Origin of the sequence: Salegentibacter sp. UBA1130, assembly GCF_002311535.1 — a bacterium.
GTDB classification, from domain to species: Bacteria; Bacteroidota; Bacteroidia; order Flavobacteriales; family Flavobacteriaceae; genus Salegentibacter; species Salegentibacter agarivorans.
The window spans coordinates 277,260-291,497 of the sequence record NZ_DCAP01000027.1; the positions used below are offsets into that span (position 1 = coordinate 277,260).

At 34.3% G+C, this 14,238-nt stretch carries 10 protein-coding genes; 1 reads left to right on the top strand and 9 read right to left on the bottom strand.

Features of this window, described 5'->3' with window-relative positions:
• Position 1 precedes the first annotated feature (1 nt).
• The 4 genes from B4F31_RS11430 to B4F31_RS11445 are packed head-to-tail and all read right to left on the bottom strand — an operon-like array spanning position 2 to position 5,938.
• Positions 2-1,930 carry a restriction endonuclease subunit S gene (locus tag B4F31_RS11430; RefSeq protein WP_286761332.1) on the bottom strand — a complete coding sequence of 643 codons (1,929 nt, stop codon included), beginning with the start codon at positions 1,928-1,930 and terminating at the stop codon, positions 2-4.
• Positions 1,921-4,341 (bottom strand): type I restriction-modification system subunit M, encoded by a 2,421-nt coding sequence (locus tag B4F31_RS11435; protein ID WP_286761333.1) that lies wholly within the window; start codon positions 4,339-4,341, stop codon positions 1,921-1,923. The genes B4F31_RS11430 and B4F31_RS11435 overlap by 10 nt, the downstream gene beginning before the upstream one ends.
• Before the next feature lie 17 nt (positions 4,342-4,358).
• Positions 4,359-5,147 carry a nucleotidyl transferase AbiEii/AbiGii toxin family protein gene (locus tag B4F31_RS11440; protein WP_286761334.1) on the bottom strand — a complete coding sequence of 263 codons (789 nt, stop codon included), beginning with the start codon at positions 5,145-5,147 and terminating at the stop codon, positions 4,359-4,361.
• The gene (locus B4F31_RS11445; RefSeq protein ID WP_286761335.1) at positions 5,144-5,938 is read right to left on the bottom strand and encodes a type IV toxin-antitoxin system AbiEi family antitoxin; all 795 of its coding nucleotides are present in this window, start codon (positions 5,936-5,938) and stop codon (positions 5,144-5,146) included. The genes B4F31_RS11440 and B4F31_RS11445 overlap by 4 nt, the downstream gene beginning before the upstream one ends.
• 308 nt (positions 5,939-6,246) lie before the next feature.
• Between B4F31_RS11445 and B4F31_RS11450 the strand changes: the two genes are divergently transcribed.
• Positions 6,247-7,056 carry a DUF2971 domain-containing protein gene (locus B4F31_RS11450; RefSeq protein ID WP_286761336.1) on the top strand — a complete coding sequence of 270 codons (810 nt, stop codon included), beginning with the start codon at positions 6,247-6,249 and terminating at the stop codon, positions 7,054-7,056.
• A gap of 93 nt (positions 7,057-7,149) precedes the next feature.
• On the opposite strand, the gene B4F31_RS11455 is transcribed toward B4F31_RS11450, so the two are convergent.
• From B4F31_RS11455 to B4F31_RS11475, 5 genes are all read right to left on the bottom strand, one after another.
• Positions 7,150-7,515 carry a hypothetical protein gene (locus B4F31_RS11455; RefSeq protein ID WP_286761337.1) on the bottom strand — a complete coding sequence of 122 codons (366 nt, stop codon included), beginning with the start codon at positions 7,513-7,515 and terminating at the stop codon, positions 7,150-7,152.
• 311 nt (positions 7,516-7,826) lie between these two features.
• Positions 7,827-9,431 carry a type IV secretory system conjugative DNA transfer family protein gene (locus B4F31_RS11460; protein WP_414706137.1) on the bottom strand — a complete coding sequence of 535 codons (1,605 nt, stop codon included), beginning with the start codon at positions 9,429-9,431 and terminating at the stop codon, positions 7,827-7,829.
• Between the two features lie 11 nt (positions 9,432-9,442).
• Complete coding sequence (gene mobB / locus B4F31_RS11465; RefSeq protein WP_286761338.1) at positions 9,443-10,468, bottom strand: MobB family relaxase; 1,026 nt, start codon at positions 10,466-10,468, stop codon at positions 9,443-9,445.
• Positions 10,468-10,992, bottom strand: coding sequence for a BfmA/BtgA family mobilization protein (locus B4F31_RS11470; protein WP_286761339.1), 525 nt, complete (start codon positions 10,990-10,992; stop codon positions 10,468-10,470). The genes mobB and B4F31_RS11470 overlap by 1 nt, the downstream gene beginning before the upstream one ends.
• Before the next feature lie 1,339 nt (positions 10,993-12,331).
• Positions 12,332-13,810, bottom strand: a complete 1,479-nt coding sequence (locus tag B4F31_RS11475) for a TlpA family protein disulfide reductase (protein WP_286761340.1) — start codon at positions 13,808-13,810, stop codon at positions 12,332-12,334.
• Positions 13,811-14,238 lie beyond the last annotated feature (428 nt).

A 14,238-nucleotide genomic window follows, 5' to 3' on the forward strand; every position in this document is an offset into this window, starting at 1 on the left:
TCTAATTTTTACCAAATAACTGGTTTACTTTTTTAATAGCCATTTTTATATTTTCATCAGAAAAAACGGGACGCTTTAATTTTGGCCGCCACTCTCTATCTTCGTTGATTAATTTCTTTACCGTTTGAAAGTTTGTCAGCTTATTGGCTTTTGATAAGTCCTGAATTGCCATATCAACAGTTGTCCATAATTCTAAATGGTCCCGTTTTGTGTATTTGAATTGTTGAATCCATTTCAAAGCGTTCTCTCCATACCATTTTTTAAAATAGCTGATAGCTTCTTTGCAATTATCTCCTGCAATAAAGTTTTCGTATTTTTTTCCATTGTAGTAAGAAATATATAACTGCACATAATTGTTGTCTAAAGCAATTTTTTCAGCTCCGCCATATCTTGTTTTTGGTTTGTAAGGGCCAGCAGCTTTTTTCAAGTAGCCATTATCCCTAACTTGCTTAAATCGTTTGAACAAATAGGAAACCTTTGTGTACATAAAGCGAGTTAGGGGAAATTCCTTGCTTCCGAATGAGTCTGCCATCGTGCCAATTAGAACTGCATCAGTTATATGTTCATTACGTGTCTTTTCAGATTTATATTCTTTCTTTGGTTCTGCTGCAATAGGGATTGTGGTACTTTCAATTTTGGGTTTTAATTTTATAAGTCGTTCTTTCTTTTTAGATGGACTAACTGGCTTAACCAATCTAATTCTACCAGTTAACAACTCCTGCATCATTCCTTGTTTTAAGTGTTGTGTCTTTCCTAACTGAATCTCTAAAGCTTCAATTTCAGAATCCATATCGCTCAAAATTTGGGCGATGGCTTTTTGTTCTTTAATATCATTAGGTAATTTGAATTCAAATTTTGCCATATCTGAACCATATAAATGATAGACAGTAGAACCAGTAACTAATTGCAATACTTTATCTTTATTTATTGAAATTAAATAGGAAAAGAAGATTCCATTTAATAACGAATTAGGCACTCTAATAACTAAAATATCTCCTCCTAATATTACTCCATCTTCATTAATACAACTAGCCGTCGCCAAACCTCTTGGGGTAACATCAGAAGTAGGCATTAGAATATCATTAGCCCTAGAAAGAAAAATTTTTTCAGTTAAATCAGTTCTATTATTGATTTCAGTAATTACTTCTGAATATTTTGTAAATAATTCTCCATAATGAATACATTTTGTTTTTCCGCTTTCCTTTATTTGTGATTTAGAAAGCGCTTTACCTTTGTGAAAATTCGCAATATCCCCCAACTTCGACATTTCCCATTCTCCATCAAATCCCTTTAACCGCTTTTTGCCAGTTAACAATTCTTGCATTGCTCCTTGCTTAATAGCATGCTTTTTAGCAAGGAGTGTTTTTAGATTTTGAATAAGTTGGTCGGTGTCGCTCAGGACTTGGGCGATGGCTTTTTGTTCTTCAATAGGTGGTAGTGGGATTTTGATTTTTGATAATCCACTGGAATAAATATGGACAACTGCATCTCCTTGCCCCATTTGACTTTTTTGTTTTTGAATGCTTTTCTCATTCAACAAATAACCTAAATATACAGAATTGGCATTGCTTGGCGTTAAAATAATGATATCTCCTCCTGCATAAGTAATCTTGTCTGAAGTTAGGGTGGCACATTTACCAATTTCATCTTTTGTTTCGCCAGAACCAGCGAACAAAATATCTCCTTTTTTTATTTTTGTGCTATTTTCAGCAGAGTAAGATGAAATAAATGATTTGGTTTCGTAAATTAGAAAATCGTAAGTTGTATATAATTGTCCATATCTGACACATTGTAATCCATCAGATATAACTTCATCTTTCCTTATTCCCTTTCCTTTTTTAAAAACTCCTAAATTTCCTAAATAAGAATACTCCCAATCCTCTGGAATAACACCAACTTCAGTTTGCTTATAACCTTTTTTTAATTCCATACCATTCCCATTTTCTGTAAATGTTCAGCAACTTTGGTTTGCAATTCTTGCACTTGTTGCTCTACTTGTGGTAATGGATTTTCGTAGCGGTTTGCCAACTCAGTAATACGTATAGTTAAACGTTGGCTTATTCGGTCAATTTCACTATCGATACTATTTTTTAAAACAGCTAACCATTTATCTTCTACAATTAGGGTTTTAATTTCCTGTTCAGTGAGTTGTGGGTATTTAGCATACACTTGCTGTTTTAGCTTCACATCTGCTTCCTTTAAAGTCTTTTTATTGGCAGTCTCTAAGATCATCAACTTTTCATAGCTATGAATAATATCATATTCTTCTGCATATTCATCATCGCCTTTAATTTCCTTCAATCGTTTGGCGATGTCGCTTTTGGTAATATTTCCTTTATCGTTGATTATTTCATTCAATAAGCCTTCATCACCTGAGTGTTCCTCTTTGAGTTCAGTCATTTCCGCAGACAATGTATCTAAATAAGCTTCAATAGTTTTGACTTCGGCTTGCTCGTTTTCAAAAAAGCGATTGATAACTAATTCGAAAGGAATTAATTCGCTTTCATATTCGCCTTTTTTAATTTTTCCATTTTTGTCTTTTAATGGTGTTAAGGTAGCAACCCAACCATCTTCTTTGATTAGAAAACTATCATCTTTAAGAATATTATTCCAGTAATCCATCAAATGTTGGTAGATATCATAAGGATTGATTAAAGCTTTATTTTTATAGTGCTGTAACAGACTCTCAGAAATTTCAGCAATTAATTCCTTTGGGTTTGTATTAGCATTTATATTCCACAGTTTCGATTTAGATTCATTTTCCCAATAGGCATATACACTATCCAACGTTTTTCGGTATTCAATAAATTCGCCGTGGTTGAAAATACTTTCCTTTATGGTTTCTTTAGGTACAACTAACTTAGAGTATTTTTTGCGTCTTGCGGGGTGAAACAAATGCTCCTTTAGACTTGGATATACTTCCCAATATGTTTGTAAAGCTTCTATATCACGATTGGGGATATCACCCAATAAATGTGCTTGAATATCCTGAATATCTTCTTCTTCTTGACTGTCAATATATCGAGGAATATTTAAATTGTAATCGTTGGTTTCAATTTCTTCATAGGGTACCATTCTGGCAAATTTATTAACCTCAGTTTGTTGATTAAAAACATCTACTATTTTATGTAGATCTTGTGCCCTTAACCGGTTTTTATTTCCATCTTTGATATAGCCTTTGCTAGCGTCTATCATAAAAATACCTTTACTTGTTGCTGCCCGCTCCTTATCTATGACTATAATACAAGCCGGAATACCCGTGCCAAAAAACAGGTTTGCTGGTAACCCAATAATACCTTTTATGAAGCCCTGTTTTATAATGTTAGTTCTAATAGTCGCTTCTGCATTCCCTCTGAACAAAACACCGTGAGGTAAAATAACCGCACCTTTTCCTTTAGATTTTAGTGAACGGATGATGTGCAATAAAAAAGCATAATCGCCATTTTTATTTGGTGGAATACCAAAACCATCAAAACGTTTGTAAATATCACTCTCAGGGTGAAACCCATTACTCCAAGATTTTACTGAAAATGGCGGATTTGCCACGCAGAAATCAAAGCGTTTTAATTGCTCTCCATCTTTGTGGATTGGGTCTGCTAATGTGTTGCCCTGTACAATGTCTTGTACTGCTTCTGGATTATTATGCAATACCATATTCATTTTTGCCAAAGCTACTGTTGCATTGTCTTTTTCCTGGCCGTAAATTGTTAGACCATATGGGGCTTCATCGTTTACTTTTAGAAGTAAAGAAGCCGAACCGCAGGCAGGATCATATACAGTTTGCGATTGCGAAGTGGCGTTATTAACCCCAATAATTTTAGCCATAATTCGAGATACTTCTGCAGGTGTATAAAATTGTCCTTTACTTTTACCCGCTTCTTTGGCAAAGTGCTGCATTAAATATTCGTAAGCATCGCCCAGAAGGTCGTCATCTTCTGCTCTGTTATTGCTAAAATTAAGCGCAGGATTTTCGAAAATAGCAATAAGCTTACTTAATTTTTCAATAAGTTCCTTGCCTTTACCTAATTTATCTTCATCATTAAAATCTGCCATTTTAGATAGCATGTCAAAGCCATTTTCCTTATCAATAGGGGCTAGTACTTTTTTGTTAATGTAATCACCAATACCGTCTTTGCCTTTCATCTTAACCAAGTCAGAAAAACTTGCTCCTTCCGGGATAGTAATTAATGCATCCTCATCACCAGCATATTTATCTGAAACATATTTTATAAATAGTAATGGTAAAATGTAGTCTTTATATTGAGAGGCATCCATTCCGCCTCTCAATTCATCACAACTCTTCCAAAGAGAACTGTATAATTCTGATTTTTTTATTGCCATGTAGTGGTTTCTAAGCTTTAAATCTTTTCAATTATATTTTTCTTTAACCAGTCAAATGCTTTTTCCTGGTCATATTCAATTTCTGATCTTAACAAGGCTTCCATATCGCCTGTAAAGTCAGGATCATTTTCTTTCTCTTCTATATTTAATAAAAACTCCTTAGCACTAGGGGATCTGCCTACAGAAAAATCCATATAGGTCTTAAAAGACTTTAAAATCTGATCAAGGTCTAAATCAATATTTCGTCTAGAATAGTCCAGGTCGAAGAGATCTCTACCTTTACTACGTTGATATAAGGCTCTTAATTTTGTTCCCAATAATTCGTTGATACTATAAGTACGAATATTCGCTTTTCCTTCAAACCAGTTGCTTTTCACTTCAAAAGGATATTCAACCCAGGGCAATACATTAAAATGTTCTTTACAGTTTATTTCTAACTTTAGCCTTAGTCTGATATTCTCATATTCTGAATTGAATCGATATAGTGCTTTTGCTCCGTGTCCTTTAACTTGAGTACGTCTTTCTTCTTCAAAGAAAGTAACCACTTCACCTATCCGTTTCATAATTGGTTTAATTGGTCCCGGTTTTATTTGCACCAGGTCAATATCTTCTGAATAACGTGGAGCAGGATTCAAATACAACTTATGAAGTGCTGTACCACCTCTAAATGCTAAATTCTGATTTAAAAAATCATCAGAAAATAATTCTACTAAAGTTCTGCTGATTATTAAGTCTTGTTCGACTTGCATAAATTCTTTCCAGGGGGCATTTTCCTGCCATTTAGCTATATCTGGTCTCGGTATCATAGATCACTTTCCATTTTAATATTGACATCAACTTTCCAACGATTATTGACTGATCCTGGTTTTTGATTAGATTTTGGACTCAATAAAACAGGATAGAACTTTTGAAGACTCAAATAATTATAAATTAATTCAGCTGGTTCGGATTTGGAATCGTATTGATTTAGTAAAAAACCGAAACGTTGAAGGACACTTCTTTGGGGATACCAGGACAGCAGGTCTATTACATCTGAAACTTCCACTTCTTCAATCAACTCTTCCAATATGGAAAGAGTTCTGTTAAATCCTCCTATTTTAGTTTGATGGTAAAGTAAATCGACTGCTGTTAAAGAAGGACTGGATATTTTAAACATCCCTGCATCTCCTTTACGATTTAATATGTTTTTTTCTGGCCAGTTAGAAACGGTAAAAAAGTCAAGTTTAACAGCCCCTTTTGAAACGGAGAGTAACGGAGATTTATCGTGAAGTATATACTCTTTCTGTATTTGTTGGTGGCTAGCACCATAATACCTCGCGGCAGAATACAGCCCTAAGTAATAGTTTCTGTGTAAAAAATTAAATAGTTTATCTATGTATAGCTCAACGGGTAGTTTGGCAGAATGGGAATACCTGGGAGGAATGATTAAATAGAACTTATGCCGGAGGGAAACAACATTACCATTGCTCACAGCATAATAGAGATCGTTGCGGATTAATGATTCTGGTTTACCGGAGACACCTTCAATTAACTCATCCCAGGTAAAGGCGTACTCTTCAAATGACAATCGCTCTTTTATAAAATCGCTTAAACTCACCTTTAGTAAAATTTCGAGAAATATAGTGTTTTTTGCCTTATTTCTCGAAAAATTACTAGAAAATTCAGCTAAGTTTTTATAATTTTAATTTGTAGAAGAAAAATCATGAATTGTAAATTTTACTTTTTCGCCAATTCCTGTTACTTGCGATGAATATTTACAAATTAAATTGTTTTTCTACCTTATTCTTCATTCCATTAATACAGTCTACAGCTTGGTTTAGAAAGATTGTTATTTTTTTCACCCTATTAATTTAAATTTGTATATAGTCTGTAAAGCCAAAATATACCGATGAAAAATAATTAAAAATGACTTGGGATACATATAACACCAAAGGAATTAAAGAAAAATACGTTTATAGATATGTGACAATCGAAAAGTTGGTTGATTTTTTAGAATCAAGTAGTATCTTTCTAACCCGTCTAGATAAGTTTGAAGATAATCTGGAAAATATTGAACCTTACGACATTAATGAACTAAAAGTAAGGACCAACTCATTAAAAAAACCTGAGGATGCAAATCCTTATATTAGTGATGATCAATGGGGAGAAATTATTCAAGAAAATATTGCAGCTTTAAATGGTTTACAAAAAAGTCTCGAGTTAAAACAGAAACATCGATATGTAAGCTGTTGGATATTAAATGAAGTTGAATCCTTCGCAATGTGGGATATCTATGGTAAAGCTGGATTTACAATTAGATTTGAAAGAAAATATTTTCAAAAACTTATTAAAGAATCAATTAAAATACAAGAAAAACCCACCAGTAACTTAGATATTGTAGTTGCCGGTGCCGTAAAATATCAAAATTATGACGATATGCTTTTTAAGGAAAAAGAATCACTTTTAAAATTTTCTGCATTTAGAAAACACCTATCATTTAAACACGAAGCAGAGTATAGAATCGTGGGATTTATGAAAGAAATTTTAAACATACCTGGACTAAAATTTAAACTTCCAGAAATTGAAAATTTGAAATTCGATATTATATCGAATCCTAGATTAAATTCATTTCAATTCAAACAATATGAAAGTATGATTTCAAAATATTCCAAGAACCATCCCTTAAAAGAGTCAGATCTAAAAAGGTGGTTAGATTTTAAAAATATTAATTATTAGTATCTTTTGGCTAATATAAAAGACCATTTATGAATGGATTTAAGTTAGTTTGATAGTTTGAGAATTTTTCAAGAATATTTTGAAGCTGATCTTTCACAACGGCTCTCCATAATTTTTATCCTTACTAGTATGCAAGTTGTCCCGGTTCTGGGACGGTGAATTAGACTTTAGTTCTCTTTTTATTTCATCAGCTTTTAGCATCCAGTTGCGTGCGCAGGCCTGCCAGTTTGTGATCGGATTTTTACCATTTAATTTCCAGCCTATGGACTCGTAAAAATTATAGAATTTTTTCGCCTCCAGGGAATTTCTATTTTTTGATTTAAAATAATCAATAACCTCTTGTTCATTTTTTGGACAAGTGTTTATAAAAGAGTTTATTATATGTTTACTTTCATGTTTATTAAAAGATACCAATTTTTGGACAGGTACTTGTTCAGAAACTGGATAAGTTCTGTTCATTTTTTGATCAGGGTCTGTATCAAATCTGAACATCTCCACGAGTGATCCCATTTGGGGAGTAGTGGAGGGATGGTATTTAAGATAACCCCAATTTGTGAGGTCCCGAAGTAATTTGTGGTAGGTCGTCCTGGATCGTATTTTGGCTAGTGCCATTACCTGTTTACTATTAAGCATAATGGTTCTAGGAAAATGTTTCTGATTCCATAGTTCAAAAAAGGCCAAGTATAAACTGCGATGGGAGGATGAGATATTTTCATCATCAGCGAATTTCCGTAATACTCCGTTTAGGTGGCTAATGTAATTGACGTCGCTCATTTTTTGTAGTTTTCAGATTTATAAATCGTTTTGGCTTCCCTGTATATTTTCTGAAAATTTAATTCCAATTCTTCCTGAGAAAATTCGTGTTTAGGAATCGGTAACTCCTTGGTCCATTTGGGTGTAGCGAATTTTACTTTTCGATCTTTTCCATCGGCAAAGGTCACAAACTCACCAGGTTTTAAGCGGAAGAATAGATCTGCCCTTATTTTGGCTACTTCTCGTTCACTTTTGGTAGTTCGGGTATCGAAATTCAGGTTATCACTTTTACTTACACTAATACTTTTCCGCTTTACAATCTCAAAGAAACTTTCATAGTATTTGGCGGTATCGGGATCATTCACTTTTCCGAAGAACTGATAGGATAGGTTGCTGAGGATCGCTCTTCCTGCTTCCCTGCCATAGAGGATATCATTCTGTATTTTATCCTGGATGACATAAACCGTGGCAATATTATAGCTTCGTAGCGTTGCCGGAATGCGATGCATATTGAGCAGGCGAATCGTGGAAGCCTCTTCCATAAGTATAAAAGAACCAAGCCTGTCATGTACACTCATCTGCTTGGTAATACTATGAATAATGGTAGCTACGATGGGTGAGTATGCCGACTCGAATTTCGGATTATTAACCACGGAAATCACCCCTGGATTTTCAGAATGATTAATATTTAGTGGGATCTCATCCTCAGAAAGTACCATAAAGATACGTTGGGTGCTTATCTTTTTAAAAGCATTGGAAAGGGTGCTTTTTACCGAAGCTGTTTGCCGTTCGGAATCTACCCCATTTATAAACGCATTCGCCATAGCCTGAGAGGTGAGGTTAGTACTTAAAAAATCCACTAGCTCATAGGTGGTTAATTGCTGAAATAGTGCGATCATATGGGGAAGACTGCAGTAGCTAGGATGATCGGTTTTTAGTTTCCAAATCAACCCCGCTATAATACCTTCTGCAGCATCATTAAAAAATTTGGAGTTACCGGATGAAATGCTTTCCTTTTTTTCTAATAGGTTTTCCAACAGTACCCGGGAAATCTCATTTACACTTTCTGCATCTTGCATATAACGAGGTGCGATGGGATTAACCTTATGATAGATATTATCAAAGGAAATGATATAGAAGGGCATTTTGCTTTCTTTGAATAGGGGGTAGGCTATTTTGGATAGTTCAAAATTCTTGTAGTCATGGATAATTCCGCAGAAGGTTTGCCTACTAAAATACTTTAGAAATTGGGCAACAACACTTTCGGTTTTTCCACTACCCGCAGCACCAATGATAGAGACACCGCGGCGAATATCCTTCAAATTAATCGACCCGGAAGCTAGTGGCATTTTGAAAGCATATTGTTTGATTAAATTGTCTTTATTTGGCTTTAGTAACCATTCACTTAGTAGCACATTGATCACGATCAAAGGGATGAATAAGCGGAAGGAAAGCAGCACGAACAAGTTAAAATTAAAGCGAGTAGGAAAACTGATAACAAACAACAAGAAAATGAACACAAAGTTGATGATGAAACCCCAGGAAGTGTTTTTCAAGGAATAGAGAAACATAGCTCCAACGGCTATATTAAAAAAGAGGATAAAATAAATATTTGACAGCATAACAGGTAGTTTTAATAACCGATAGAACTAGATTTAATTCCGGCTTCGATGACTTTTTTTAATTGTTTATAGGCAAATCCTACTTTATTTGTAGGCAGGTGTAATACGGGTAATTGTAATCCCGTTTGACGGATCATTTTAAAAGCGATCTTTTTCTCATTGACTCCCAGGTTTTTTAGGCCTACAAAATATTGTTTAGGATCTTTACTCAGCATCTTTTTGGAAGCATAGCGCTCCACATAATTCCGGTTGTACTGAAACATCTTGTCAAAGGCTTTTTCTGAATTCTGAAAGAAACGGTCTCGCTCAAAACCCCGTTTGATCATTTTGCCATGCATTTTTACTTCAGAAGCTTTGTATTTACTACCTGGGGAAAGGCTGTAAGTGTTAGAAGTATCTTTTCGGCTAACGATAATATGGACATGACTTTGCAGTCCTTCTTTTTTCATTCCCGGTTCTATCATCTGGCCGCGTATTTTATAAGGCGCATCCCTCACCAGTTTTTGAATTTCACTTTCAAGTTTCCGGGTGCTCCCTGAAATCTCCCCACGTTCTACCTTCCGAAGTTCATTTTTAAGATGGGCGATCTGCTTGCTGTAGGGTTTATTTTCCTTAACCGCTACATCGTTACTTTTATAAGTTCGCTCATATTCAATTTTGGCGTAATATTTTAGGTCATCAACACCCACAGGCCTTCCATTGATCTCCCGATTAAAGGAGTCGGCATACTCCTTCATCGCTTCCCTAACAAAAGCCTTTAGCTTTTCAGGATTATTACGAATGTGTTTTAATTCGTACTGGCTTGGGCTCATGGTGATTGAGTAATATTTGGGTTCTTTGGTTTTTAATTTCGCGGTATTCCCATCTATTTCTTTGATTACCTCGTACGGCCGTATATTATCGTCATACTGGTTAAAAAAGAATTCCTTTTCCATAGGGCTTTTTCCCTCGTTTTCTTTTTCCAGGTAGCTCACAAAATCCCCTGCACTTTTGGAAAAAGCGGCACCGGTTTTCTGAGGAGAGATACTGATATACATTAGTCCTTTTTTTTGATGGCTATTTTATAATGTTCAAATTCTGACCGAGGGAGATTGAGTTTTAGATAATCTGACCCAAAAGCATTACTCTTTATTTCCACATGTTGAACGAGGTATTCCAGATCTCTTTTTGTAGTTTTTAATAATTCCTGAAGCCTGGAAATTTCCAATTCCAATTGTGCTTGGCTTTTTTTATCGGTAACAAGAACCTTTTCTTTCTTGGTCACTTGAAGTTTTGGAACCGATCGTCCTTCCATCAGTAACTCCAGCATTAACAAGCTCGGTTTAGTCTGGGTCTTCTCAATATTTTTAAGGATGGCAATCACCGCATCGATCCTTTTTTTAATCAGTTGTTCCAGGCTCACTTTTGAGGGCACTAAAGTTTCAAAAGGAGAGAGGTTATTTTGCTCAAAAAAGTCCAGGACCAGCTCCAAAGTTTCAGACTGGTTGCTATTGTTTTTCTTCGAAAACTCCCGGAACCGCTTTGCCGTACTTGCCTTTAATTGTAGTCTTGATTTCGCCATAATGGATACTATTTTACTATTTACTGGCTATGGCCACCTTTATTTTACGGGCTCTTCCAGTGGGGTATATCCAGTAGGGTGGATACTTTTTAAAATTTTAATTTTAGAAAGCCCCATAAACACAGGGCTTAGCTAAAAAAGAAATCGAATAACACCGTGCAACGTGTTACCCTCTTGCTATTCGATTTCGTCCCGCAGGCGGGACAAAATTTTTCATACATGTTGGTTTGCACCAACTGCTTTTTAAAAAAGGAATGAAAAAAAGTCCTATTTCCTTTTCGAAGCATTTTATTATTTAGCGAAAGTCAAAACCGAGGATTTTCGTTAATGATATTAATCAGAAAATCAACACTTTAAAATACTATTTCTGGATTGTTTTTGAAAATGAGATTTTCGTATGATTTGGTGTATTTTGATTTAATTTGAGGTAAAAATTCAGATTTGAATCAAATCAAGAATTTTAAAAACGCAGATTTTTGAATACGGAGACGAAAAACCATTCAAAAATTTCCACTGTGAACGTCTAAAACGTCGTATCCAATTTTGGAATAGAAAACCTAATCCATTCATTGAATTAATTTTTTAAATAGATTTACTTATTATATCTAGAGCATTTTCCTTTTTTTTTTAAATTTTGACTCCAGACTCGATCTAAGCCTTTTAAGGTTTTGAACAGAGGCTACCGTTTCCTTTTAGATTTACTTCCTATAGCGCCGTCACATTACCTTTTTCGATGCATTTGCTTTACAACATCCTGGCCTGGTAAAGCGTATAAAAAGAATAGGCAAAGCCGAATCGGCTTTATGCCGCTGTCCAGGAAAGGATGTTGTTATTTGCATCTTAAAAAGGGGAGGGGCGTAAGTATAGTTGAATATGGATCAGGAAACACCACCACTTTGTTAGGAAGAAGGACTATGATCTAGACCTCAATCAAGCGGACTTCATCGAAAAATTTCGAACTGTAATGGAGCGTTCCGATTTTTCATCGGGTTAGCGTAATGGAAATCGTAATTTCTTCGATGGTGTCCAAGACCTTTGTAGAGAAGCGCTTTTCCCGGAATGAAGCTTTTGCGAAATGTAGTGGGAATGGGCTGAACGGGGTTTGAGTTATGCTGCCAAATACAGTACTTGACTACTTAGATACCTAGATCAGTTGAAAAATTAAATAGTATAGAAAGATCAGAACAACTCAGTGAACTGTTAGTTTCAGATATAAGCTATACCCAGTATTAACTAAAAATGAAATCCTTCGTGGGTGAAAAAATAGAGATAAAACTTATCCGGCTTTAAAATGATTGAGTTTGGCGTATTGCTGATGCTATACAATAGCTTAAAACAGTTAATACTCTATCAACTTTTTAATTTCAGCTAAGGAACCTGAATTCCCTTCGTAGATTATCTCAAAATCTTCATTTAATAAAATAAAAGTGGGATACTTAGTTATATTCATACCTGCAATTATGCTACCTTTCCGATTATTGCTATTAATAAAAAAATGCTGCCAGGACATATTATTCTTAATACTGAATTCTTTCACGTCACTAATATTTTTATCAAGAGCAAAACTCATTAAATTCACCTTTTCTGAAAATTCATTATGAAAACCCTTTAGTTCGGGAAGACCTTTAATACAAGGAGCACACCAGGTACCCCAAAAGTCAAGTAGCGTGTATGGCTTATTTTTATTGATTGACTCTAATAAGTTAACCTTTTTAGACTCTAATGTTAGTAAGTTGTAGTTATCAATCTTATCACCAATTCTATACCCAGTAAATTTGTCGGTATCAACATCTATCTTTTTCAGTGTAAGTTTGGCTAAATCTCCTGAAACACTTTCAATTTCATAAAAATTATTGCCAGCCCTTAATGTATCTGAGATTGAATACAAAAAATTATCAGATTTTCTGCTTTTAGGATTTGTAATGGAATTGGGTATTATTTTTAATCGCACAAATTCTCCGAACAATCCTTGAACTCCGAATGAATAAGCCATATCGTTCAATTGATGCTCTCCCTTTTTGTAACCTACAAACTTTAGCATTACAGTATACTCATTCGTGGTATCATCTAATACATTATCTTCAAATAAATAAATGTGCGGATGCTTAGTTTCTGGATATATTTTGATATCTCTTTTTAGACTATAAATTTCATCATTTAGAAAGACTTCATAAGGGAGATGTAGGACTGGAATATTTTCATTTTGTTCAATATGTTTTTTACTTCTATAGTCTATTTGAAATTCAAGAGTTTCATCATTTGCAAAATTATTATCGTGATCTAGATCTGCTATTATTAGCTGTTTGTTTCCCTTAAAACCAGAAAAAATATTTAACTGAAAGTCCAAAGTGTCTACTCTTGCAGATAAATTTTCAAATTCACTTTCTCCCATTGTTTCAAGTGCTTTACCCTTTCTGATAAATCCATCTTCATAAAGATTTTGAATGAAAGGTTTTAATTGAAAATTTTTGCTGACTATTCTAAATGAGTCTACTGACGGCAATCCTTTAAATTTCTGTAGTTTTTTATCATAATATTCTGGATATTTTTTTTCTAAAGAATACACCGGTGATTCTGAAAAAACTGGTTCAAAACTAAATAGCTTATCAGATGTATTTTTAAGATCAATTACAATTTTATTACTGTCCTTATCTTCAGGTTCCTGTGTTTTTGAAGCTTCTTTACAGCTTACTAAAAGGCTTAAAAAGATTACTAAAAAGATAGATTTTTCAATTTTTCCTAATATGGCACCTACTGTTTTGTTGTGCTTTGTAATTGGTTTTTTTTCCTGATTATTCTTATAAGAGTGATAAGTCAATAGTCTGTTTTTTAAATAAGTAAGAAATTTGGTTATGAACGCCTTATCAATTTTCTTGAAGGTAAATTTAACTGCATTCGACCTTGTAAAATTTACTATTCTTAAAAAATGAAATTGGATAACCTTATTTAAAAATATCAAATTTTCGTCGAAGGAAGGCAGTAAATTAGGAATTTCCTTTCTGGCAATAATAAGTGCTGATAGATTTTTAACTTTTCAAACATGCTCGGCTTAAGATCTTTTTCTAATGAAATTAAATTAAGAGATACCCACGCGTTGTATATGCTAAGCGCATTTAGTGAGTGAATTGTTCAAATCACCTTGCGGGTGTACAAGCACCCTCGAAAATGTTTTAACCAATGATCAGTTCAATACCGGCTTTTTCGGCCTTGTATTTTATTTTGGTCATTAGATCATAGTAGCCCCAG